Origin of the sequence: Herbaspirillum sp. SJZ107, from assembly GCF_006715485.1 — a bacterium.
GTDB lineage: Bacteria > Pseudomonadota > Gammaproteobacteria > Burkholderiales > Burkholderiaceae_D > Telluria.
The window spans coordinates 1,778,362-1,800,274 of record NZ_VFNH01000001.1 but is presented as its reverse complement, the minus strand read 5'-3'; the positions used below and the strand labels follow the sequence as shown (position 1 = coordinate 1,800,274).

At 67.4% G+C, this 21,913-nt stretch carries 20 protein-coding genes; 8 read left to right on the top strand and 12 right to left on the bottom strand.

The genetic code is table 11. From position 1 onward, the window contains the following. Nucleotides 1-2: 2 nt before the first annotated feature. From FBX97_RS08080 to FBX97_RS08065, 4 genes are read right to left on the bottom strand one after another with little or no spacing between them, the layout of a single operon-like run. Nucleotides 3-377, bottom strand: a complete 375-nt coding sequence (locus FBX97_RS08080) for a DUF423 domain-containing protein (RefSeq protein WP_141830163.1) — start codon at nucleotides 375-377, stop codon at nucleotides 3-5. Nucleotides 378-404: 27 nt separating this feature from the next. Continuing rightward, nucleotides 405-1,397, bottom strand: a complete 993-nt coding sequence (locus FBX97_RS08075; RefSeq protein WP_141830161.1) for an alpha/beta fold hydrolase — start codon at nucleotides 1,395-1,397, stop codon at nucleotides 405-407. Further along, the gene (locus FBX97_RS08070; RefSeq protein ID WP_141830160.1) at nucleotides 1,394-2,218 is read right to left on the bottom strand and encodes an SDR family oxidoreductase; all 825 of its coding nucleotides are present in this window, start codon (nucleotides 2,216-2,218) and stop codon (nucleotides 1,394-1,396) included. Before FBX97_RS08070 ends, FBX97_RS08075 begins: the two co-directional genes overlap by 4 nt. Next, nucleotides 2,215-3,681, bottom strand: a complete 1,467-nt coding sequence (locus tag FBX97_RS08065) for an NAD(P)/FAD-dependent oxidoreductase (RefSeq protein WP_141830157.1) — start codon at nucleotides 3,679-3,681, stop codon at nucleotides 2,215-2,217. Before FBX97_RS08065 ends, FBX97_RS08070 begins: the two co-directional genes overlap by 4 nt. An 86-nt stretch (nucleotides 3,682-3,767) precedes the next feature. Here FBX97_RS08065 and FBX97_RS08060 point away from each other — a divergent pair, with 86 nt between their 5' ends. Beyond that, nucleotides 3,768-4,364 carry a TetR/AcrR family transcriptional regulator gene (locus FBX97_RS08060; protein ID WP_141830156.1) on the top strand — a complete coding sequence of 199 codons (597 nt, stop codon included), beginning with the start codon at nucleotides 3,768-3,770 and terminating at the stop codon, nucleotides 4,362-4,364. 7 nt (nucleotides 4,365-4,371) lie between these two features. Here FBX97_RS08060 and xth read toward each other — a convergent pair whose 3' ends face one another. Then, the gene (gene xth / locus FBX97_RS08055) at nucleotides 4,372-5,151 is read right to left on the bottom strand and encodes an exodeoxyribonuclease III (protein WP_141830154.1); all 780 of its coding nucleotides are present in this window, start codon (nucleotides 5,149-5,151) and stop codon (nucleotides 4,372-4,374) included. Between the two features lie 208 nt (nucleotides 5,152-5,359). On the opposite strand from xth, the gene FBX97_RS08050 reads away from it, so the two are divergent. Continuing rightward, entirely contained in the window at nucleotides 5,360-7,789 is a 2,430-nt protein-coding gene (locus tag FBX97_RS08050) for a TIM-barrel domain-containing protein (RefSeq protein WP_141830152.1), read from the top strand. A gap of 80 nt (nucleotides 7,790-7,869) precedes the next feature. Beyond that, entirely contained in the window at nucleotides 7,870-8,682 is an 813-nt protein-coding gene (locus FBX97_RS08045; protein ID WP_141830151.1) for a hypothetical protein, read from the top strand. A 3-nt stretch (nucleotides 8,683-8,685) separates the two neighbouring features. On the opposite strand, the gene FBX97_RS08040 is transcribed toward FBX97_RS08045, so the two are convergent. Continuing rightward, nucleotides 8,686-9,075 carry a cupin domain-containing protein gene (locus FBX97_RS08040; RefSeq protein WP_141830149.1) on the bottom strand — a complete coding sequence of 130 codons (390 nt, stop codon included), beginning with the start codon at nucleotides 9,073-9,075 and terminating at the stop codon, nucleotides 8,686-8,688. 159 nt (nucleotides 9,076-9,234) lie between these two features. Here FBX97_RS08040 and FBX97_RS08035 point away from each other — a divergent pair, with 159 nt between their 5' ends. Further along, complete coding sequence (locus tag FBX97_RS08035; protein WP_255517347.1) at nucleotides 9,235-9,813, top strand: flavin reductase family protein; 579 nt, start codon at nucleotides 9,235-9,237, stop codon at nucleotides 9,811-9,813. Nucleotides 9,814-9,852: 39 nt separating this feature from the next. Here the strand turns inward: FBX97_RS08035 and FBX97_RS08030 are convergent, their stop codons facing one another. Further along, nucleotides 9,853-11,229 (bottom strand): amino acid permease, encoded by a 1,377-nt coding sequence (locus tag FBX97_RS08030; RefSeq protein WP_141830148.1) that lies wholly within the window; start codon nucleotides 11,227-11,229, stop codon nucleotides 9,853-9,855. A 175-nt stretch (nucleotides 11,230-11,404) separates the two neighbouring features. On the opposite strand from FBX97_RS08030, the gene FBX97_RS08025 reads away from it, so the two are divergent. Then, nucleotides 11,405-13,756, top strand: a complete 2,352-nt coding sequence (locus FBX97_RS08025; protein WP_141831026.1) for an outer membrane beta-barrel family protein — start codon at nucleotides 11,405-11,407, stop codon at nucleotides 13,754-13,756. 69 nt (nucleotides 13,757-13,825) lie between these two features. On the opposite strand, the gene FBX97_RS08020 is transcribed toward FBX97_RS08025, so the two are convergent. From FBX97_RS08020 to hmgA, 5 genes are all read right to left on the bottom strand, one after another. Further along, the gene (locus FBX97_RS08020) at nucleotides 13,826-14,581 is read right to left on the bottom strand and encodes a DUF2243 domain-containing protein (RefSeq protein WP_141830146.1); all 756 of its coding nucleotides are present in this window, start codon (nucleotides 14,579-14,581) and stop codon (nucleotides 13,826-13,828) included. A gap of 132 nt (nucleotides 14,582-14,713) precedes the next feature. Then, the gene (locus FBX97_RS08015) at nucleotides 14,714-15,172 is read right to left on the bottom strand and encodes a DUF6691 family protein (protein WP_141830144.1); all 459 of its coding nucleotides are present in this window, start codon (nucleotides 15,170-15,172) and stop codon (nucleotides 14,714-14,716) included. 4 nt (nucleotides 15,173-15,176) lie between these two features. Then, nucleotides 15,177-15,611, bottom strand: coding sequence for a YeeE/YedE family protein (locus FBX97_RS08010; RefSeq protein ID WP_141830143.1), 435 nt, complete (start codon nucleotides 15,609-15,611; stop codon nucleotides 15,177-15,179). Nucleotides 15,612-15,843: 232 nt separating this feature from the next. After that, nucleotides 15,844-17,196 (bottom strand): hemolysin family protein, encoded by a 1,353-nt coding sequence (locus FBX97_RS08005; protein ID WP_141830141.1) that lies wholly within the window; start codon nucleotides 17,194-17,196, stop codon nucleotides 15,844-15,846. A gap of 131 nt (nucleotides 17,197-17,327) precedes the next feature. Further along, the gene (gene hmgA / locus FBX97_RS08000; RefSeq protein ID WP_141830139.1) at nucleotides 17,328-18,629 is read right to left on the bottom strand and encodes a homogentisate 1,2-dioxygenase; all 1,302 of its coding nucleotides are present in this window, start codon (nucleotides 18,627-18,629) and stop codon (nucleotides 17,328-17,330) included. 106 nt (nucleotides 18,630-18,735) lie between these two features. Between hmgA and FBX97_RS07995 the strand changes: the two genes are divergently transcribed. The 3 genes from FBX97_RS07995 (at nucleotide 18,736) to FBX97_RS07985 (ending at nucleotide 21,896) form a co-directional block, all read left to right on the top strand. Beyond that, nucleotides 18,736-19,641, top strand: a complete 906-nt coding sequence (locus FBX97_RS07995) for a LysR family transcriptional regulator (protein ID WP_141830137.1) — start codon at nucleotides 18,736-18,738, stop codon at nucleotides 19,639-19,641. 56 nt (nucleotides 19,642-19,697) lie between these two features. After that, nucleotides 19,698-20,777: a 4-hydroxyphenylpyruvate dioxygenase gene (gene hppD, locus FBX97_RS07990; protein ID WP_141830135.1), complete on the top strand. Its 1,080-nt coding sequence runs from the start codon at nucleotides 19,698-19,700 to the stop codon at nucleotides 20,775-20,777. Nucleotides 20,778-21,086: 309 nt separating this feature from the next. Continuing rightward, nucleotides 21,087-21,896 carry a TorF family putative porin gene (locus FBX97_RS07985; RefSeq protein ID WP_141830134.1) on the top strand — a complete coding sequence of 270 codons (810 nt, stop codon included), beginning with the start codon at nucleotides 21,087-21,089 and terminating at the stop codon, nucleotides 21,894-21,896. Nucleotides 21,897-21,913: the final 17 nt, after the last annotated feature.

Genomic DNA, 21,913 nt, shown 5'->3' with positions numbered 1-21,913 from the left:
GATCAGGCGCCGGCCGCGGCCCAGGCCAGGCTGGCCCAGCCGGCCAGCAGCGCCAGTCCGCCGAGCGGCGTGATGGCGCCCAGCCATTTGCGGCCGCTCAGGGCCAGCACGTACAACGAACCGGAAAACACCAGCGTGCCGACGACGAACAGCACGCCGGCGGCGGCCAGCGCACCCGCGGATAAACGGGACGCCGCCGCGCCCGCACCGAGCAGGGCCAGCGCGTGGTAGAGATGGTAGCGCACGCCGATGTCGAATACCGCCAGCATGTCGGCAGAGAGGCGCTTGCGCAGGCCGTGTGCGCCGAAAGCGCCGAGGCCGACGCCGAGGAAGGCGGAGATGGCGCCGGTGGCGATGAGTATGCGGTCGAGGTCCATGGCGCTACTCTACCCCAGCCGGCGCAATCAGCGCGCGCCGGCAGCCTGTTGGGCAGCACCGCCGGCGAGGCCGCTGGCCTGCGCCATCTGCTCGATGAAGGCGACGCAGGCGTCCGGCTTCGTCACCGGCAGCATGTGGCCGCCATCGACCAGTTCCAGCCGCGCACCGTCGACCTTGTCCGCCAGCGCCTGGCCGTTGTGGCGCCAGTCGAGGATGCGGTCGTCGCGGCCGAACAGGATGCCGAGCGGCAGGCGCAGCTCGCCGTAGCGCCCCTGCTGCAGCGGCAGGCGCCCCTCCAGGGCCTGCAGGTCGCTCGACGCCGCCAGGTAGGCGGCCGGGCGCAGCGACAGCAGGCCGCCGCCGCGCATCCCGAAATCGTTGGGTACCTTGTCCGGGCCGAACACCTGGTCCAGGGTCTGCTTGCTCTTGCCGATCGAGCGCGGCGTGGCCAGGGTCCAGGCCAGCAGCGTGCGCAGCGGCGCCGAACGGACCATCAGGCCCTTGAACACGTCCGGGACGCGGTCGCCTTCGGGCATGTGGGTGAGCGGCGCCAGCAGCGCCAGGCCGGACACCCGGTCCGGGTGCTCCAGCGCCAGTGCCAGCGCGACCGCGCCGCCGAGCGAGTGGCCGACCACCAGCGGCCGGCCCAGGGCCAGGCGCTCGGTCAGGGCCGCCAGCGCGGCCGCCTGGGTCGACAGGTCGGCGCCGCCGCTTGCCGCGGACCAGCCGCTGCCCGGACGGTCGACCACCACCACGCGGAAGCGTCCGGCCAGCCGGGCCGTGACGGCATAGGTGAAGTGCGCCATCTGGCCGCCCAGCCCGTGGATCATCAGGATTGCCGGCCCCTCGCCGAACTCGCGCACGTGCAGGCGGGCTCCCGGCACGTCGACGAAGCGGCCTTTCGGCGGCAGCAGCGATTCGACCTTGCGCTTGAGCGCCAGCGTGATCAGCCAGCAGCCGGCCAGTCCGGCCACCACGATGCCGCCCAGGAAACCGAGGAGTGTCAGCACGATGCTCATCGTTTCATCGCCTTCTTGAGCAGGTTCCAGTAGCCGACCGGCGCCAGGCGTTCCAGTAGCGCCGCGGCCTTGGCGTCGCTGCCGACCAGGATGCGCGCCTGGCGCTTCTCGATGCCGCGCACGATGATCTCGCCGGCTTCGTCCGGCTGCATGCGCAGCAGCTTTTCCATGTTCTTGCGGCCGCGTTCCACTTCCTCGCGCGGGGCGCTGGCCGGGATGCGCGCATTCTTCGCGATCGAGGTGGCGACCCCGCCCGGGTGCACCACCGACACGCCGACGCTGCTGCCTTCGAGTTCGTTGCGCAGCACGTTGGAAAAGCCGCGCACCGCGAACTTGCTGGCGGCGTAGGCGGCCTGGCCGGGCGGCGTGATGATGCCGTAGATGCTGGAGACGTTGACGATGCGGCCGTCGTCGCTGCGGTGCAGGTTAGGCAGGAAGGCGCGCGTCATGCGCACCACGGCGTGGAAGTTGACCTCCATCAGCCAGTCGAAATCGTCGGCGGACACCTGTTCGAAGGTGCCGCCGAGTGCCACGCCGGCGTTGTTCATCAACAGGTCGACGCGCTTGTGCACGCTCTCCACCAGTTGCGGGAAGGCGGCGACGGCGGCGCGGTCGGCGACGTCGAGGCGGTGCGCACTCGCGCGCACGCCCAGGCTCTGGGCGTCGCGCGCGGTGGCCTGGACGCCGGTGTCGTCGATGTCGGCCAGCGCCAGGTGGCAGCCGCGCCGCGCCAGCGCCAGCGCGGTGGCGCGGCCGATGCCGCCGCCGGCGCCGGTGACGACGGCGACGCGGTTGTTCAGGTTGAGTGCGGAAGACGTCATGGCAGGGTTCCTTTGGCACCGAAGTGCATGATGCCGTCGGCGATGCGGCCGAAACGGATGATGAGCATGTCCTGCAGGTAGTTCTGGTAGACGTGCCAGGGCGCGCGCGAACCCTGCTGCGGCAGCTCGCGCGCGGCGCGCTCCACGTAGCCCGAGGTAAAGCCGAGGAAGGGCCGCGGCTCGACCCCGGGCTCGCGATGCACCACGGCGATGGCTTGACGGTGACGGTCCATGTGGCGCAGCAGGCGGCATACGTATTCGGCGGTCAGGTCGGCCTTGAGTGTCCAGGAAGCGTTAGTGTAGCCGAAGGTCATCACGCAGTTGGGCAGGCCGCTGAGCATCATGCCCTTGTACGACATGGCGTCGTTCGCCTTGAACGGCTGGCCGTCGACCGTGATGGCGATGCCGCCCATGAGTTTCACCTTGAGGCCGGTCGCCAGCACGACGATGTCGGCGGCCAGCGCCTGCCCGGATTTCAGCAGCAGGCCGTGTTCGTCGAAGCGCTCGATGTGGTCGGTGACGACCGAGGCGCGCCCGCTCCGGATCGCCTTGAACAGGTCGCCGTCCGGCACCACGCACACGCGCTGGTCCCAGGGCTTGTAGCGCGGCGTGAAATGGGTATCGACGTCGTAGCCTGGACCCAGCTGGCGCCGCGCCATGGCGACGATCTTCTGCTTGGCCAGTTCGGGCTTGGCGCGCGTCACGCGGTACAGCAGCATGCTTTCGACGATCACGCGCCAGCGGGTCGCCAGGTAGGCCGCCTTTTCGGGCAGCCAGCGCCGGTACTTCTGTGCGAAGCGGTATTCGGACGGGCGGCTGACGATGTAGGTCGGGGAACGCTGCAGCATGGTGACGTGCGCCGCATCCGCGGCCATCGACGGCACCAGCGTCACCGCGGTGGCGCCGCTGCCGACCACCACGACGCGCTTGCCGCGCCACTCGAGGTCGCGCGGCCAGAACTGCGGCTGCACGATGCGGCCGCGGAAGTTGTCCTCGCCGGAGAACGTGGGACGGTAGGCTTCGTCGTAGCTGTAGTAGCCGCTGCACATATAGAGGAAGCGGGTCTGCAGGACCTGGACCGCACCCTCGACCTCGACCTCGACGCGCCACAGCGCCTCGCTGCTCGACCAGTGCGCGCCCACCACCTTGTGGTTGAAGCGGATGTGGCGGTCGATGCCGCTCTTGCGCGCCGTGTCTTCGATGTAGCGGCGGATCGAGGAGCCGTCGGCGATCGCCTTGCCCGCGGTCCAGGGCTGGAAGCCGTAGCCGAGCGTGTACATGTCGGAATCGGAGCGCACGCCGGGGTAGCGGAACAGGTCCCAGGTGCCGCCGATGGCGGCGCGCGACTCGAGCACGGCATAGGTCTTGCCGGGGCAGCGCTTCTGGAGATGCCAGGCGGCGCCGATGCCGGACAGGCCGGCGCCGACGATCAGTACGTCGAGCGGTTCGGGGTTGGGGGACATGCTGTCTCGGGATCTTGTCGATTTTTAAGATTGACACTCTACATTGTCAAAATATGAAAGACAATATTCTGTGCCAAAATAGAGGAATGCCTCCAGAACCCACCCCAGCCCGGCCCTATCGCGGCATCCCCCAGGACGAGCGGCGTGCCCAGCGCCGTGCCCAGCTGATCTCTGCCGGCGTCGCCGTCTACGGCGAGCGCGGCTACCGCCAGGCGACCGTGAAAGCCGTGTGCGAAGCGGCCGGCCTCACCGAACGCTATTTCTACGAATCCTTCGCCAACAGCGAAGAACTGCTGATCGCCTGTTTCAATGCGGTCACCTATGCCGTGCTGGACGAAATCGTCGCTGCCGCCCGCGCAGCCGGACCCGATCCCGAGACGCGTGCCCGTGCGATGCTGCACGCCTATTTTGCGGCCCTCCAGCGCGACCCGCGTTCCGCCCGCGTGTTCCTGGTGGAGATCCGCGGCGTCAGCCGCTCCGTCGACAAGGCCTTCGACACGGCCCTGCGCGCCATCGGCGAGCAGGTATCCAGCATGGTGCCCTCGGAGCTGCCGCCCGACCCCTTGCTGCAGGCCGGCGTAGTCGGTGGCGTCATTCACATCGCCCTGCGCTGGATCGAGGACGGCTATACGCCGGACATCGAGCGCGTCACCGACAGCGCGCTGCGGCTCAGTATGCCGTAGGCCAGGCTCAGGCCGGCCAGTCCAGCTCGACCCAGGTCGGCACGTGGTCGCTCGGCTTCTCGCGGCCGCGCACCGCGTGGTCGGTGCCGGCCGTCTTCAGGTGCGGCACCAGCTTGGGGCTGAGCAGCAGGTGGTCGATGCGCAGGCCGGCATTGCGGCCATAGGCGTCGCGCATGTAATCGTAGAAGGTGAAGATGGTTTCATCGGGATGCGTCTCGCGCAGCGCGTCGTACCAGCCGGCGTCGAGCAGCTTGCGGTAGGCGGCGCGCGACTCGGGACGGAACAGGGCATCGTCGACCCAGCGCTCGGGCTTGTAGACGTCGCGCTCGGTCGGGATCACGTTGTAGTCGCCGCACAGGATCACCGGCGCGCCGCTGTCCATCAGTTCCTGCGCGCGCTTGTGGAAGCGCTCGAACCAGGCCAGCTTGTAGTCGAACTTGGGACCGGGCGCCGGGTTCCCGTTCGGCAGGTACAGGCAGGCGATCAGGATGCCGCCCACCGCTGCTTCGAGGTAGCGGCTCTGTTCGTCCGTCGGGTCGCCCGGGAGGCCGCGCGTGATTTCCTGCGGTTCCACCCCGCGCGCCAGGATCGCGACCCCGTTCCAGCTTTTCTGGCCGTGCCAGATCGGGTAGTAGCCGGCCTCTCTGATGGCGGCTTCGGGGAATTTTTCCTGCGGCGCCTTCAGCTCCTGCAGGCAGGCGACATCGGGTTGGGTTTCGTCGAGCCATTGCAGCAGGGCGCCGATGCGGGCGCCGATGCCGTTGACGTTGAATGTGGCGACGCGCATGCGCAGACTCCTGTGTTTCGATGGCCTTATTTTGACCGGAGAATGGCCGGGCTGCCGCACGGATGATCCCAAGTCGGGTTGAAGTAGTCAAACTACGGCGATTCTGGACGGGTTTTTTCAGTGTCCGCAGTGGCTTGTAAATTAACTACCTGAACCCTGTAAATTCTGGCATGCTCTCGCCTGCAATAATTCCAATCAAAACGCGACCATGACCACTCCCACCTTTTACCGGCTGGCCTGGACCCTGTCCGCCGTCGCCGCCCTTGGCGCCAGCCCGCTCGCGGCAGCCCAGAACGCCCAGCGCACCTTCCAGAGCTTCAGCGGCGACGGTGCCGGCCTCGAGATCGCCACCAGCGACGGCCGCTACGTCATCAAGCCCTACGCGCCGAACATCGTCGAAACCACCTTCGTGGCCCGTGGCGACGCGCCGGTGCCGGCCTCGCACGCCGTCGTGCTGACCCTGGGCGCGCCCAAGGCGACGGTGAAGGATGCCGGCACCCGCATCGAACTGGTCACGGATGGCATCACGGTCACGGTCGACAAGAACCCGTTCCGCATCAGCTACAGCTACAAGGGCAAGCCGCTGGTCGCGGAAAAGGGCGGGTTCGGCCGGGCCGACAGCCTGCAGGCGGTCGAATTCGCGCTCGAGCCCGACGAGGCGCTGTACGGGGCGGGTTCGCGCGCGGTCGGCATGAATCGCCGCGGCAACCGCTTCCGCCTGTATAACAAGGCGTCCTACGGCTTCGCCAACCGCGCCGAGCAGATGGGCTACGGCATCCCGATGGCGCTGTCCTCGCGCAGGTACGCGATCCACTTCGACAATCCGCAGGCCGGCTGGCTCGACATGGACAGCCACAAGGACGGCACGCTGCGATTCGAAACGCCGGGCGGCCGCAAGACCTACCAGGTGGTGGCCGGCGATGACTGGGCCGGGGTCATGGACGGCATCACCCGCCTGACCGGGCGCCAGCCGCTGCCGCCGCGCTGGGCCTTCGGCAATTTCGCCAGCCGTTTCGGCTACCACAGCGAAGCCGAGACGCGCGCCGTGGTCGACAAGTTCCGCCAGGACGACATCCCGCTCGACGCCGTCGTGCTCGACCTGTACTGGTTCGGCAAGACGGTCAAGGGGACGATGGGCAACCTGGCCTGGGACCGCGACAGCTTCCCGCACGCCGAAAAGATGATGGCCGATTTCTCGCGCCAGGGCGTCAAGACCGTCGTCATCACCGAACCCTTCATCCTCACCAGCTCGAAGCGCTGGCAGGAAGCGGCCGAGCGCCAGGTGCTGGCGACGGACAAGGACGGCAAGCCCTTCACTTTCGATTTCTATTTCGGGAACACCGGCCTGGTCGACGTCTTCAAGCCGTCCGCGCGCAGCTGGTTCTGGGACATCTACAAGGAACTCAAGGCCGGCGGCGTGGCCGGCTGGTGGGGCGATCTGGGCGAACCGGAGATGCACCCGAGCGAAGCGCGCCACGCCACCGGCAGCGCCGACGAGGTCCACAACATCTACGGCCACGAATGGGCGCACCTGATCGCCGACGGCTACGCGCGCGACTTCCCGAAGGAGCGTCCCTTCATCCTGATGCGCTCGGGTTACTCGGGCTCGCAGCGCTTCGGCATGATCCCGTGGTCGGGCGACGTCAGCCGCGGCTGGGGCGGCCTGCAGTCGCAGATGGAGATCTCGCTGCAGATGGGCATGCAGGGCCAGGCCTACATGCACTCGGACCTGGGCGGCTTTGCCGGGCCGGTGCTGGACGACGAGCTGTACGTGCGCTGGCTGCAGTACGGCGTGTTCCAGCCGGTCTTCCGCCCGCACGCGCAGGAAGCGGTGCCGGCCGAGCCGGTGTTCCGCGAGGCGCGTACCAAAGCGCTGGCGCGCGATGCGGTGCGCCTGCGCTACGCGATGCTGCCGTATAACTACACGGCCGCCTTCGAGAACAGCCGCACCGGCATGCCGCTGATGCGTCCGGTGCTGTTCGAAGACCCGGACAACGACATGGTGCCGACCCCGGCCATCTCCAGCACCTACCTGTGGGGGCCGGACTTCCTGGTGGCGCCGGTGGTCGAAGCCGGCCAGCTGCGCAAGGAAGTCTATTTCCCGAACCAGGGCGGCAAGGCGGGCGGCGTCTGGTTCGACTTCTACAGCGACCAGCCGCACCGCGGCGGCATCCTGGAGACGGTATCGACGGTGCCAGAGCACATCCCGACCTACGTGCGCGCCGGCGCCTTCATCCCGCTGGCCAGGGTCGGGCACAGCACCCAGGACTACAGCGGCAAGGCGCTCGAGCTGCACTATTACCATGACGCCTCGGTGAGCGCCGCGTCGGGCCAGCTCTACGACGACGACGGCACGACTGCCCACGCCTTCGAGTCGGGCCAGTCGACGCTGGTGCGTTTCGACAGCGAGGCCAGCGCCGGCCGGCTGGAGATCGGTTTGCGCACGGAACGTGGTGCGAACGCGACGCCGATGGCGCGCACGTTTGCGCTCAAGGTGCACAACGTCGGCACCCGTCCGCGCGCGGTCCAGGCCGCCGGAAAATCGCTGCCCTTCGCCTGGGACGCCAAGCGCCGCCTGCTGCAAGTGAGCCTGCCGCCGTTGGCGGACACGGCCATGAAAGTGGCGATCACGCTCTGATCGTCGTACTGCCGGGTGCGCTGGCGCTGCGTCCATGATCGGCTAGACTGCGATCATGCGAGGCAGACGTCGAGCGCACCATGAAAACCCAACTCCTGCAGGATATCGGCGACAGCGGCGCCGCAGCGCCAGCCGGGCCGGCTGCGCACAAGGTGCGGCCGGCGGTCTGGCATCGCGCCCAGGCGGCGCCCGATGCGACTGCACAATTACCCGAACCCGAAGGCCGGATCGAGCCCTCGGTCGACCCCGCCGACGATGTCGCCACGGCCCCCGAACCGGACTGGCTCGCCGAGCTGATGCGCCAGGATGCCGCGCGCGCGGACGCGCAGCAAAAGGCCGGGCGCTGGCGGCGCCGTGTGTTCGGCTGGAGTATCGGCGCCGGCCTGCTGGCGCTGGTGGCAGCAGGGGCGCTGTGGATGACGGAGGCGCGCCGGGTGGACGGTGCGATGGCGGTGGTGGCGGCCGGCGTTCCGGCGGCAGACGTTCCGGCGGGCGGCGCGCCGGACGCGGGGACGTCGACGTCAGGGACGCCGGCCGCAGGCTCGCCGGCTTTGGTGCCGGCCCCCGTGCCGGCACCAAAGCCGACGCTGGCCCCGGTGCTGTCCTCGCCGCGGCCAGCCCCGACCATCCTGGAAGAGGTCGTCAAGCCGGCCGCGCCGGTGTCGACGGAGCCGGCGATGCCCGGCATCCGGCGCGAGCACGCCGTGTCGAAAGCGGCGTCGAGAGCGCCTGTGGAACGGGTGCAGTCGGACCGACGCCGGCGCGAGGAAACCCTGCTGCAGTGCCGGGCGCTCGGTTACGACGAAGGCCAGTGCATACGGCGCGAATGCGAGATGACCCGCTTCGGGCTGGCCTGCAGGGGCGGGGTGATGGGGGCCGATGTGCCCCCATGAAGATCAGTGATGGCCGTGCTGCTTCTCGTACTCGTCGGCCTCGGCCTTGGTCGCATGCACGATGCCGTCCGGATGCTCCGGCGGGGTGTACAGCGTGTACAGGCGCAGCGGCTCGGTGGACGAGGTGTTGATCACGTTGTGCTCGGTGCCGGCCGGGATCACCAGCGCGGTGCCGTCTTCCAGCGCATGCTTTTCGCCGTCCAGGATCGCTTCGCCGCTGCCCGCTTCGACGCGGATGAACTGGTCGTGGCCTTCGTGCTTTTCCTGGCCGATGTCTTCGCCCGGCTGCAGGGTCATGATGACCAGCTGGCTGCGCGCGGTGGTGTAGAGCACTTCACGGAAATTATTACCGGCCAGTGTTTTTTCTTCGATGTTGATGCTGTAACCCGACATAGTCGTTCTCCTTAGGTGTTTTGAACGCCCCGATTGTACCCGGTCGGTCAAAATACCGCTCAGCAACATCGGGCGCCGCGCCTGGCGCCGCCAGCAGGTTTGCGCCCGAGCCGCGATAATGGGACTTTCCAATGAATCCAACGCAATAAGGAAGTCCCGATGACGATGCAACCCACCCGTGTGCCGGTCGACCTGGCCAAAGCGTACCGCCTGCTGAACCATGGTCCCACCGTGATGGTCAGCAGCGTCCACGCCGGCAAGGCCAACGTGATGTCGGCCGCCTGGTCGATGCCGCTCGATTTCGCGCCGCCCAAGGTCGCCGTGGTGATCGACAAGTCGACCTTCACGCGCGGGCTGATCGAAGCCTCCGGCGCCTTCGTGCTGGCGGTGCCCTCGCGCGAGCTGGCGGCGCTGACGCTGGCCGTGGGCTCGGAATCCGGCCGCGAGATCGACAAGTTCGCCGCCCACGGCATCGAATGGACACCCGGCGAACACACCGGCGCGCCGCTGGTCGAGGGCTGCCTGGCGTGGCTCGAGTGCCGCCTGATTCCCGAGCCGCACATCCAGCAGGCCTACGACCTGTTCCTCGGCGAGGTGGTGGGCGCGTGGGCCGATCCGGCGGTGTTCACCGACGGCCACTGGCACATGGAAGAGGGCGGCAAGCGCAGCATCCACTACGTGGCCGGCGGCCATTTCATGGAGACCGGCGCAGCGTTCGAGGTGACGAAGCTGGGCTGACGGGGCGCGTGGACGGGAAACCCGTCCACCCTGTGGTCGTTAGCGAACCGGGGCGCCGGCGCGCGCCGCGCTGCGCCGTCCTTCGGCCAGCCGGTAACCGATCGCCAGCACGATCAGCCATGCCGGAATCAGGTACACCGAGACCCGCAGCTCCGGCGTCGCCAGCATCACGGCGACGATCCCGGCCAGGAACACCAGGCACAGGTAATTGGTCAGCGGGTAGGCCGGGCTGGGGAAGGTCGTGCCCTGGCCGGCGGCGCGCTTGGCGGCGCGGAAGCGCAGGTGGGTCCAGCTGATCATGGTCCAGTTGATCAGCAGGCCGGACACCGCCAGGCCCATCAGCATGCCCAGCGCCTTGCCCGGGAACGCGTAATTCACGCCGACGCACAGCGCGGTGGCCAGCGCCGACACGCCGAGCGACGCCAGCGGTACGCCGCGCTCGTTCACCCTCAAGAGCGACTTCGGCGCGTGGCCCTGGGTCGCCAGGCCGTACAGCATGCGGCTGTTGGAATACACGCAGCTGTTGTAGACCGACAGCGCCGCGGTCAGCACCACCAGGTTGAGCACGTGGGCGACGACGTTGGCGTCCAGCGCCTTGAAGATCAGGACGAAGGGACTGGCGCCGGGCACGATCTGGTTCCACGGGTACAGCGACAGCAGCACCGCCAGCGCGCCGACGTAGAACACCAGGATGCGCCACAGCGCCTGGTTGGTCGCGCGCGGGATCGAGTGGCTCGGGTCCGCGGCTTCGGCGGCCGTGATGCCGATCACCTCCAGGCCGCCGAACGAGAACATGATGATCGCCATCGACATCACCAGCCCTTCGATGCCGTGGGCGAAGAAGCCGCCGTGCTGCCACAGGTTGGCCACCGAGGCTTGCGGACCGGCGCCGCCGCTCAGCAGCAGGAATACGCCGTACACGATCATCGCCACCACCGCCGCCACCTTGATCACCGAGAACCAGAATTCGCTCTCGCCGAAGGCGCGTACGTTGATCAGGCTGATGCCATTCGCCAACAAGAAGCACGCCAGCGCCGAGGCCCAGGTCGGCACGTCCGGCCACCAGTACTGGACGTAGATGCCGACTGCCGACAGCTCGGCCATGCTGACCAGCACGTACAGCACCCAGTAGTTCCAGCCCGAGACGAAGCCGGCGAAGCGCCCGCCGTATTTGTCGGCGAAGTAGCCGAAGGAGCCGGCCACCGGTTCGTCGACCATCATTTCGCCGAGCTGGCGCATGATCAGGAAGGCGATCAGGCCGGCCAAGGCGTAACCGAGCAGCACGGCCGGTCCGGCTATCTTGACGCTTTCCGCCACGCCGAGGAATAGGCCGGTGCCGATGGCGCCGCCGAGCGCGATCAGCTGGATGTGCCTGTTCTTGAGGCCGCGGTGGAGTTGGTTGTCTTCTGGGGCCATTGGATCTGCCAGGGTGAAAATACTTGTTGGAAAAGACAGGATTCTAAAGGAAACGGTCGGGCAGGGGAGACCGCTGATTTACTTTTCTTTACACGGCCGGCGCCGCCACGCGGGATGGGTTGTCTTAAAATCTGGAAACTTTATCCAATACCTTTATACCGAGACAAGCTTGCAGATGGTTCATCGTATTTCTTCCTTAAAACTGCATTACGTTGCACTCGCGCTGGCGACGCTGGGGTCGGGCCTGGCGCAGGCGCAGGCGACCGTGGGCGCCGCCGGCACTGCGACCGGCGCGGCGGCCGCGGCCGCTGGCACCACCAGCGCCACCAGCGCCACCAGCGCCCCCGGCCCGGCGGCTAGCGGCACGGTCACCTCGGTCAATGTGGTCGGCGAGCGCCAGAACAACCGCATCGACCGCCAGGTCTACGACGTCAAGCAGGATGTCGGCAGCACCAACGGCACCGCTGCCGACGCCCTGGGCAACGTCCCTTCGGTATCGGTCGACCCGGACGGCACGGTGTCGCTGCGCGGCAGCAGCAACGTCCAGATCCTGGTCGACGGCAAGCCCTCGGCCATGCTGCAGGGCGACAACCGCGGCCCGGCGCTGCAGGCGATGCCCTCGGAAGACATCGACTCGATCGAAGTCATCAACAATCCCGGCGCCGAGTTCGGCAACGAGGGTGGCGGCGGTCCGATCCTGAACCTGGTCATGAAACGCAACCGCCGCGCCGGCGGCTTCGGCGTGGTCAATGCCAACTACGGGACCGCGGGCCGCTACAATTCGGCCGTCAACGGCTCGTACAATACCGGGCGCTGGGGCATGCAGGGCGGCGTCAACGTGCGCCACGACGGCCGCAATTCGACCGGCGACACCGAGCGCGACCAGATCGACCCGGTCACCGGTGCCGACCGCCACAGCAGCCAGACCTCGGCCAGCACCGGCCTCAACGACAGCGCCGGCCTGCGCGGGCAGATCACCTACAACCTGAACGACGACGACACGCTGGAAGCCAATGTCGGCTTCATGAAGCGCACCAACGACCAGACCGGCCTCGAGCACTACCGGGTCGACGCCGACGGCGTGCCGGCCAGCGACTACCTGCGCACCACGCGCCGCAACGGCGACAACAGCAACGGCATGGGCGGGCTGCGCTGGGACCACAAGGGCGAAAAGATCGGCGAGCTGTTCCGCATGGACCTGCGCGTCTCGCGCAGCAGCAACGACAGCGATACCCGCTACGCCAACACCTATACCGTGGCGCCGCCGAACGCGGAAAGCGCCGACAGCAGCCAGTCGGTGGCGAACAGCACCCGCATCGTCGACTACACCGGCGACTACGAGCGCCCGCTCGACGGCGGCGCCATCCTGAAGCTCGGCTACAAGATCGCCGACAACAAGAGCGGCTTCGACACGCGCTACTTCGACGTCGATCCGCTCACGGCGCTGGACGTGGTCAACGGCCGCCGCACCAACGCCTTCCAGGTCGACGAGAGGAACGTGGCCCTGTACGGTTCTTACCAATGGAAGCTGAGCGAGCGCTGGGGCGCGCTGGTCGGCCTGCGCACCGAGTACACCCGTCTCGACCTGGACCAGGTCACGACCGCACTGAACGCCACCAACAGTTATCTGAACTGGATCCCGAGCGCGTTCGCCACCTATAAACTGGGCGAGAAGAGCAACCTGCGCTTCGCCTATTCGCACCGCCTGCGGCGCGCCAATGCCAACCAGCTGAACCCGTTCGTGGTCTACGTCGACGAACTGAACGAAAGCAGCGGCAATCCGATGCTCAAGCCGGTGCAGACCGATTCCTTCGAGATCGGCTACGAAACCAAGGCCGGCGGCCTGGACGCCAACCTGCGCGGCTACTTCCGCAACGATCGCGATACCATCCGCAGCCGCCAGGTGCCGGTCGGCGAGAACACCCTGCTCACCACGCTGGAAAATGGCGGCAGCAACCGCTCCGGCGGCCTCGAATTCACGCTGAGCGGCAAGCTGACGCCGAAGCTGTCGATCAGCACCAGCGGCAACCTCGCCTTCACCGAGCAGGAACAGATCGACCTGAACGGCGCCGAGACCCGCCGCAGCGCCAACTCGCTGAGCGTGCGCGGCCGCGTGAACTACCAGATTACCCCGCAGGACGCGCTGCAGCTGATGATCAACGCCCAGGGCAAGACCCTGGCCGGCACCGGCTACCGCCAGCCGATGTCGACCCTGAACCTGAGCTGGCGCCGCAACCTCACGCCGACGCTGTCGCTGGTGATGAACGTGACCGACGTGTTCAGTTCGCAGAAAATGGAAACCGTGACCGATTCGGCCACGCTGAAGGAACGTTCGATCCGCCGCTTCGATGGGCGGATTGCCTACGTCGGCCTGTCATGGCGCTTCGGCGGCGTGCCGCAGCGCCCGCGCACCGGACGCGAAGGCCCGGATGGCGAAGGCTGGCGCGGCGGTCCGCCGCCGGGCGGGCCTGGCGGCCCGGGTGGCGGCTTCGGTGGCGGGCCGGGTGGTGGCGGACCCGGCATGTAGCATGTCGTCAGCGCAGTGTTGATGCGCGCATCCAGGGAGTCGTTCCCGGCATTGCCGGAAACGACTCGCTCACACCCCACTCGCACTCACACACCCCGCCCCCAGCACCGTCCCGCCCACCAGCAGCGCCCCATGCCGGTACAGGCGCCAGCGCTCCCCAGGCGCCACATCCACCACGACCACGCCCATTTTGCGGTCGCTCCACACCAGCCGCGCCCCGGTCGCATCCAGCGCCCGGAACACCTGCGCCGCCCCGGTGCCGGGTGCGAACACCACGGTCGTGAAGCGCTGCCCCGGCGGCTCGCGCAGCGCCCAGGCGCCGGCGGCGCCGGTCAGCGCGCCCACCAGGCACAGTGCGGCTGCCGCCCCGCCCGGACGCGCCGGCCCCTGTCGCACCAGCACGCGGCCGGCGAACAGCGGCGCCAGCCCGAAGATCGCCAGCCAGGCCAGGTCCCACGCCAGCGGTTGCGGGCTGTCGAGCCTGATGCGGTGGATGCCGAGTATCCAGTGCGACAGCACCGCATCGATCAGGTGCCAGGTGCCGAAGCCCAGCATCAGCATGCCGGCCAGCACGGCCGCCGGCGGCGCCTGGACGCCGCGCCGGCGTGCCCGCCACATGCCCCACAGGCCGGCGACCGCGATCACGTACATCAGTGCGTGGAAATAGCCGTCCCACAAGACCTGCACGCGCAAGTCGTCCAGGCCGCGGACCAGGCTCAGCAGATGGTGCCACTGCAGGATCTGGTGCAGCAGGATGCCGTCGAAAAAGCCGCCGAGCGCGAAGCCGAGAGCGGCGCCCCAGCGGAGCCACGGTGATTTCCACATGTTCAGTTCCCTCAGTAGAGTGTTGCGTCATGCGCCGGGGCCGGCGTGGCCGCAGCGGCGCAGGCGCCGGCTCAGTATAGGGTGGCGCCGCCGATGGCGGAGCGCCGCACGCGTTCCGGCTTGCGCGGCATCCTATTCCCCCGCGTGCGCGGGCGGCTGCAGGCGCGCGGCACGCACCGATGCCAGGCGCTCGATGACCTCGAACACGGCCATGCCGGCAATCATGGCGCCGACGAACATCAGCGTCGGCCGTCCGCCGACCGCCAGCGCCGCGATCGCCGGACCGGGGCAGTAGCCCACCAGCCCCCAGCCGACACCGAAAGTCAGGCTGCCGAGCAGCAGGCGCCGGTCGATTCCCACGGCCCCCGGCAGGTGCAGCTTGCCGCCAAACAGCGAGCGCCCGCGCTGGCCGGCAAAGCGAAAGCCGATCGCGGCGACCAGGATCGCCCCGACCATCACGAAGGCCAGCGACGGGTCCCACGGTCCGGCGAGGTCGAGGAAGGCGAGTACCTTGGCCGGGTTGGTCATGCCGGAGAGGATCAGTCCACTGCCGAACAGGATGCCGGCAAGGAAGGCGGTAACGAGGGGCATGGCATCAGGCTCCTATTACGTGACGCATCACGAAAACCATGAGGAAGCCGGCCGCCATGAAGGAGGCAGTCGCGGCAAGCGAGCGCGGCGACAGGCGGGAGATGCCGCATACGCCGTGGCCGCTGGTACAGCCGGAGCCGAAGCGGGTGCCGATGCCGACCAGCAGGCCGGCAACCGTCAGCAGGGCAGGCGAATGGTCGATCTGTGCCGGCGGCATCGCGCCGAAGGCGAGCCACGCCAGCGGCGCACTGGCCAGGCCGAGCAGGAAGGCGAGACGCCACCCGATGTCGCCGCCGGCAGGGCGCAGCAAGCCGCCGGCGATACCGCTGATGCCTGCGATGCGGCCATTCGCCAGCAGCAGCAGGACGGCCGCCAGGCCGATCAGGATGCCGCCGCCGAGCGAGGCCAGCGGCGTGAAGTGGGTCCAGTCGATATGCATGGGAGTCTCCATGGTTGCGTCGAGCTTGCTTGTGCCGCGTGCATGTACAAGTCTCACCAGGCATTGTAGCCAGCGCCTGTCGTTTGACCAGCGCATGGCGATACGAGCAGCTTCGACTTTATCTTAATAATGCAACTAACCGACAATGGCCAAAAAACCAAAAACAACCCCAGCCACCAACACAGGCGAGGCCGAAGGACGCAAGCCAAGATGCAAAAAACCGGCAGGCAGACTAGTCTGCCGAACGGCCGGCAGGCGCGGCGTCCCGGGTTTCTCCCTCATCCTGCAACGTGCCCGGCACGACCAGCAGCCGGTCGATGCGGTTGCCATCCATGTCGACCACCTCGAAACGCCAGCCGTTCCATTCCAGGGTCTCGCCGACTTTCGGGATGTAGCCCAAGCGGTAAAGGGCGAAGCCGGCCAGCGTGTGGTAGGCCGCCGCATCCTCGTCGGGGAACACGAACTCGACGCCGGTCAGGTAGCGGAAGCGGTCCAGGATCATGCCGCCATCCATCAGCCAGCTGCCGTCCTCGCGGCGGACGCCGTCGCCCGGGTCGTGGTCTTCGCCGGTCGGGACTTCGCCGACCAGGGCACCCATCACGTCGGTGAGGGTGATCATGCCCTGGATATCGCCATACTCGTCGACGATCATCGCCAGTTCGGCCCGATGCTTCTTCAATTGTTCCAGCAGATCGATCGCGCTGACCGATTCCGGCACGAACAGCAGCGGTTCGACGGCTGCGCCGACGTCGATGGACTGCAGGGTCCGGGCCCGGATCGCCTGCTCGAACAGGTTGCGTGCGCGTACCACGCCGACCACCTGCGAGCGGTCGCCGCGGTAGACCGGGAAGCGGCTGTAGGGCGATTCGGCGATGCGCTGCAGGCTGCGTTCGAGCGGCTCGTCGAGGTCGAGAAACTCGAGGTCGACGCGCGGCGTCATCAGCGCACGCAGGTGCCAGTCGTCGAGCCGCAGGGCGCGCGCCGCGATGTCGTATTCGGTGCGCTCGAACACGCCGGCGTCGGTGCTTTCGCGGATCATCCCGGTGACTTCGTCCTCCGTCGGCACCTCGTCCTTGCGCTGGCGCATGCCGAGCAGGCGCATGATGAAGTCGGTGGTCATCCCGAGCAGGGCGACGAAGGGATGCATCAGCCGCGACAGGTAGTGCATCGGGCGCGATACCACCGTCGCCATGAACTCCGGATACAGGATCGCGATGCGCTTCGGGACCAGCTCGCCGAGCACGATGGACAGGAAGGTGATCGACACCACGACCACGCCCAGCGCGGTGGGACGGGCCCAGGCTTCCGGCACGCCGAGTTCGGCCAGGGCCGGTGTCAGGCGCGCCGTGAGCGACGCTTCGCCGAAGGCGCCGTTGAAGATGCCGATCAGGGTGATACCGACCTGGACGGTGGAAAGGAAGCGGCTGGGGTCGTCGGCCAGGGCAATCGCGGTACCTGCACCGCCGCTGCCTTCCGCCGCCAGTTTTTCGAGCCGCAGGCGCTTGGCGGACACCACGGCCAGTTCCGACATCGAAAAGACTCCGTTGAGCAGGATGAGAACGAGGATGATGATGATGTCGGTCATGCGATGTCAGGATGGTTATGCCGGTTACAACACTATTCGGCCTGATCATCGCATGCCGGCCAGCGTGCGCCAACGGGCGCACGGCTGAAACAGGCAGCCAAGGGAAAATTAAGGGGCAGCCAGGGGCGCGTTCAGGGGCGCGCCGGGTCGAAATGCTTCTGGATACCGGCCCAGCAGTCCTGGTAATTGCCCTGCAATTGGGGCGAGGCAAGGGCCTGTGCCGTCGCGACCAGGGGATTGCGCGTCTCGAACATGAAGGCCATCGTGTCCGTGACCTTGTGCGGGCGGCTGGTATCGGCGCTGCTGGCCTTGTCGAAGGTCGCCGCATCAGGGCCGTGTCCGCTCATGCAGTTGTGCAGGCTGGAGCCGCCGGGGACGAAGCCTTCGGCCTTGGCATCGTAGGCGCCGTGGATCAGGCCCATGAACTCGCTCGCCACGTTGCGGTGGAACCAGGGCGGGCGGAAGGTGTCTTCGCCGGCCAGCCAGCGCGGCGGAAAGATCACGAAGTCGAGGCTGTCCACGCCGGGCGTGTCGGTCGGCGCGTGCAGGACCAGGAAGATCGACGGGTCCGGGTGGTCGTAGCTGATCGAGCCGATGGTATTGAAATGGCGCAGGTCATATTTATAGGGCGCATGGTTGCCGTGCCAGGCGACCACGTCCAGCGGCGAATGGCCGATCCGCGCCGACCACAGTTTGCCGCCGAACTTGGCGACCAGTTCGAAATCACCTTCGACATCCTCGTAACGCGCCACCGGGGTCAGGAAATCGCGCGGATTGGCCAGGCCGTTGGCGCCGATCGGGCCGAGGTCCGGCAGGCGCAGCAGGGCGCCGAAGTTCTCGCAGATATAGCCGCGTGCCGTGCCGTCGGGCAGGCCGACGCTAAAGCGCACGCCGCGCGGGATCACGGCGATCTGCTGCGGCTCGACCTCCAGCAAGCCGAGTTCGGTCGCGATCGCCAGGCGGCCCTGCTGCGGCACCACCAGCAATTCCCCGTCGCCGGAGTAGAAATAGCGGCCCGTCATCGAGCGGTTGGCTGCATACAGGTGGATCGCGCAGCCGCTCATCGCCGCCGCCGCGCCGTTGCCGGCCATGGTCACCCAGCCGTCGATGAAATCGGTGGGTGCATCCGGGACTGGCAGCGGGCTCCAGCGCATCTGGTTGGGCGAGGGCGCACCGGTCTCGAAATCGCTGGCGATGCGGCGGCTGTCGAGCGGGCGGAAGGGGCCGTGCATTGCCGCCGGGCGGATGCGGTACAGCCACGAGCGCCGGTTCTGTCCGCGCGGCGCGGTGAAGGCCGTGCCCGAGATCTGTTCGGCGTACAGGCCGTAAGCCACGCGCTGGGGCGAATTGCGGTGCGCGGGCAGGGCGCCGGGCAGGGCTTCGGTAGCGAATTCGTTGCCGAAGCCGGATAAATAGCCTTCCTGAAGGTGCATTGCGAGTCTCCGGTTCTTTCGCCTCATTCTGTAGCAGGGCCGGACATTTTACGAGGTGAATAGAAAAATGTAGACTATTCAGCACATCAATAACCCTATCTCCGGCATGATCGAACCCTCTAGCATCGACCTGAATCTGTTGTCCGTCTTTCAGGAGGTGTACCGCGAACGCCAGATCTCGGCCGCGGCGCGGCGCCTGGGCTTGACGCAGTCCGCGGTCAGCAATGCGCTGGCGCGCCTGCGCCGCACCTTCGGCGACGAACTGTTCGTGCGCACGGCACACGGCATGCAGCCGACGCCGCTGGCGCAGCAGATGGCCGAGCCGATCGGCGCTGCGATGGCGCAGGTCGCGCTCGCCCTCAGCCAGCGCAGCCGTTTCGACCCGGCCACCAGCCGCCGCCGCTTCACGCTGGCGATGACCGACGTCGGCGAGGTGTATTTCATGCCGGTACTGACCGAGCGCTGCCGAACGCTGGCGCCGAACGTGGAAATCGCCTCCGTGCGTGCGAGCAGCATCGGCCTGAAGGACGAGATGGAAACCGGCCGCGTCGACCTCGCCATCGGCGCCTTCGAGGACATGTCGGACGCGCTGTTCCAGCGGCAGCTGTTCCGCCAGGCCTTCGTGAGCATGTTCCGCAAGGGACATCCGCTGGCGAGCGGGACGGTGGACCTGGCGCGCTTCACGGCGGCGGCCCATCTGGTGGTGGACGCAGCACACAGTCCCTATGACAGGGTCAATGTTTTATTGGAAAAGGCGGGCGTGACCGCCAACGCCAGGTTCCGGGTACCGCATTTCACCGCGGTGCCCTACATTGTCGCCACGTCCGATCTCGTGGTGACCGTGCCGCAAAAGCTCGCGGAGAGCGCCGCGGCACCGTTTGGATTGAAGTGGATCGAACCGCCGCTGCAGCTGCCCACGCTGCAGACCAATGTGTTCTGGCACCGGCGCTTCAACCACGACCCCGGCATCCAGTGGCTGCGGGGATTGATTGCCGACGTATTCGCCGAATAGAGCCGGGCGGATGCGGTGGAGGAGCTGGAAACTATAACTACATGAGGAAAGACACCATGGCTGACTTGTTTGAGAATCCGATGGGCCTGATGGGCTTCGAGTTCGTCGAATTCGCGTCGCCCACCCCCGGCGTGCTGGAACCCGTGTTCGAAGCGCTCGGTTTTACCAGGGTCGCCGTGCACCGCTCGAAGGACGTGGCGCTGTACCGCCAGGGCGAGATCAATTTCATCATCAATAACGAGCCGAAGAGCCACGCAGCGTATTTTGCGGCCGAGCACGGCCCGTCGGCCTGCGGCATGGCTTTCCGTGTCAAGGATTCGCACAAGGCCTACGCGCGCGCGCTCGAGCTGGGCGCGATCCCGATGGAAATCCCGACCGGTCCGATGGAGCTGCGCCTGCCGGCCATCAAGGGCATCGGCGGCGCGCCGCTGTACCTGATCGACCGTTTCGAGGACGGCAAGTCCATCTACGACATCGACTTCGAATTCATCGATGGCGTCGAGCGCCGCCCGAAAGGCCACGGCATGTCGATCATCGACCACCTGACCCACAACGTCTACCGCGGCCGCATGGCTTACTGGGCCGGTTTCTACGAAAAGCTGTTCAATTTCCGCGAAATCCGCTATTTCGACATCCAGGGCGAATACACGGGCCTGACCTCGAAGGCAATGACTGCGCCGGACGGGAAGATCCGCATTCCGCTCAACGAGGAGTCGCAGGCGGGCGGGGGCCAGATCGAGGAATTCCTGCTCAAGTTCAACGGCGAGGGCATCCAGCACATCGCGCTGCTGGTGGACGACATCTATGCCACCGTCGACGGCCTGCGCGCCAGCGGCGTGCCGCTGATGTCGCCGCCGCCGGCGACCTATTACGAAATGCTGGCCGATCGCCTGCCGGGCCACGGCGAGGACGTCAGCGCGCTGCAGGCGCGCGGGCTGCTGGTCGATGGCAAGGTCGACGGCGACAGCAAACGCCTGCTGGTGCAGATCTTCTCGGAAAACCAGCTGGGGCCGGTGTTCTTCGAGTTCATCCAGCGCAAGGGCGACGACGGCTTCGGCGAGGGCAATTTCAAGGCCTTGTTCGAGTCGATGGAGCGCGACCAGCTGCGCCGCGGCGCGCTGAAAACCGCTGCCTGAACCAGTGGCATAACCGTCGCCCCTGCCTGCGCAGGGGCGACGTTGTTGAGTTACCATTAATCGTCTATCTCGGCAGCGATGCCCCCTGTTCTGCATGTGCCTCATACTCGCAGAATCCGTCATATAGCCGTATTTTCAACAACTTGCCGGCCTGTCAGCAATTCCCGGCATCCGTGTTGCATACGCGCCGCACATCATGGGTCTCGGTCAATTATCTGCCCGGGAAGCAACCAAAAGTCGTCCTATTCCGCATAGAATTTCCGTACGGAATGTAATTCACCCGCACCTCCCGACGACTCCCGCTGTCCCATGACACTTGCACAACGGCTGCTGCCGCTCGCGCTCCTGAGCTTCGCATCGTATGACTCCCACGCCGCCGGCAACGGCAGCATCGAACCGTATTCCGCCAGCATGGCGCCGGTCACCGCGACCGCCACGCTGGCCTCGCAATACCTGTGGCGTGGTATCCGCCAGTCGGACGGCCGCCCGGCGGCCCAGTTCAGCCTCGACTATCGCCGCCCGGGCGGCTGGTCGGCGGGCACCTGGGCTTCCAGTATCGGCGAGCGCGCAGTCGACGACGGCTGGCTCGAGTGGGACGTGTATGGCGGCTATGGCGGGACCACGGCAGGCGGGATCGGCTATAGCGGCATGGCCTACTATTACATGTACCCGGGCGCCCGTGTCGGCGGCGACGGCCGCCGCTACGACTACGGCGAGGTCGCCGCCGGCCTGAGCTACCGCTCGCTGTACGCCCGCTATTACCGCACCTTCACCCGCGACTTCTTCGGGATCGCCGACGCGCGCGGGTCCGGCTACCTCGACGTCGGCGTCAAGCACGAGATCGGCGGCGCCATGACCCTGAACCTGCATGCCGGCGACGGCCGCGTCGCCGGGGCCGGCAATGGCGGCATGGACTGGCACGACCTCAAGGCAGGGCTGAGCCGCAGGTTCGAAGGCGGCTGGGCGCTGTCCGGCACCTACAGCCGGGCCTTCGGCGCCGGTGCCGGCGGGGCCTTCGACCGCTATGCCAGCGCGATGCCGCGCACCGACCTGCGTCCGCTGTCGGGCAGCAAGAGCCGCAGCGGTGCGCTGGTCATGACCCTGAGCCGCCGCTTCTGAATCCAGCTGTTATGCTT

Excerpts from the sequence above, each read along its gene's own strand:
- FBX97_RS08080 (WP_141830163.1), bottom strand. The coding sequence starts at position 377 with ATGGACCTCGACCGCATACTCATCGCCACCGGCGCCATCTCCGCCTTC.
- FBX97_RS08075 (WP_141830161.1), bottom strand. The coding sequence starts at position 1,397 with ATGAGCATCGTGCTGACACTCCTCGGTTTCCTGGGCGGCATCGTGGTG.
- FBX97_RS08070 (WP_141830160.1), bottom strand. The coding sequence starts at position 2,218 with ATGACGTCTTCCGCACTCAACCTGAACAACCGCGTCGCCGTCGTCACC.
- FBX97_RS08065 (WP_141830157.1), bottom strand. The coding sequence starts at position 3,681 with ATGTCCCCCAACCCCGAACCGCTCGACGTACTGATCGTCGGCGCCGGC.
- FBX97_RS08060 (WP_141830156.1), top strand. The coding sequence starts at position 3,768 with ATGCCTCCAGAACCCACCCCAGCCCGGCCCTATCGCGGCATCCCCCAG.
- xth (WP_141830154.1), bottom strand. The coding sequence starts at position 5,151 with ATGCGCGTCGCCACATTCAACGTCAACGGCATCGGCGCCCGCATCGGC.
- FBX97_RS08050 (WP_141830152.1), top strand. The coding sequence starts at position 5,360 with ATGACCACTCCCACCTTTTACCGGCTGGCCTGGACCCTGTCCGCCGTC.
- FBX97_RS08045 (WP_141830151.1), top strand. The coding sequence starts at position 7,870 with ATGAAAACCCAACTCCTGCAGGATATCGGCGACAGCGGCGCCGCAGCG.
- FBX97_RS08040 (WP_141830149.1), bottom strand. The coding sequence starts at position 9,075 with ATGTCGGGTTACAGCATCAACATCGAAGAAAAAACACTGGCCGGTAAT.
- FBX97_RS08035 (WP_255517347.1), top strand. The coding sequence starts at position 9,235 with ATGACGATGCAACCCACCCGTGTGCCGGTCGACCTGGCCAAAGCGTAC.
- FBX97_RS08030 (WP_141830148.1), bottom strand. The coding sequence starts at position 11,229 with ATGGCCCCAGAAGACAACCAACTCCACCGCGGCCTCAAGAACAGGCAC.
- FBX97_RS08025 (WP_141831026.1), top strand. The coding sequence starts at position 11,405 with ATGGTTCATCGTATTTCTTCCTTAAAACTGCATTACGTTGCACTCGCG.
- FBX97_RS08020 (WP_141830146.1), bottom strand. The coding sequence starts at position 14,581 with ATGTGGAAATCACCGTGGCTCCGCTGGGGCGCCGCTCTCGGCTTCGCG.
- FBX97_RS08015 (WP_141830144.1), bottom strand. The coding sequence starts at position 15,172 with ATGCCCCTCGTTACCGCCTTCCTTGCCGGCATCCTGTTCGGCAGTGGA.
- FBX97_RS08010 (WP_141830143.1), bottom strand. The coding sequence starts at position 15,611 with ATGCATATCGACTGGACCCACTTCACGCCGCTGGCCTCGCTCGGCGGC.
- FBX97_RS08005 (WP_141830141.1), bottom strand. The coding sequence starts at position 17,196 with ATGACCGACATCATCATCATCCTCGTTCTCATCCTGCTCAACGGAGTC.
- hmgA (WP_141830139.1), bottom strand. The coding sequence starts at position 18,629 with ATGCACCTTCAGGAAGGCTATTTATCCGGCTTCGGCAACGAATTCGCT.
- FBX97_RS07995 (WP_141830137.1), top strand. The coding sequence starts at position 18,736 with ATGATCGAACCCTCTAGCATCGACCTGAATCTGTTGTCCGTCTTTCAG.
- hppD (WP_141830135.1), top strand. The coding sequence starts at position 19,698 with ATGGCTGACTTGTTTGAGAATCCGATGGGCCTGATGGGCTTCGAGTTC.
- FBX97_RS07985 (WP_141830134.1), top strand. The coding sequence starts at position 21,087 with ATGACACTTGCACAACGGCTGCTGCCGCTCGCGCTCCTGAGCTTCGCA.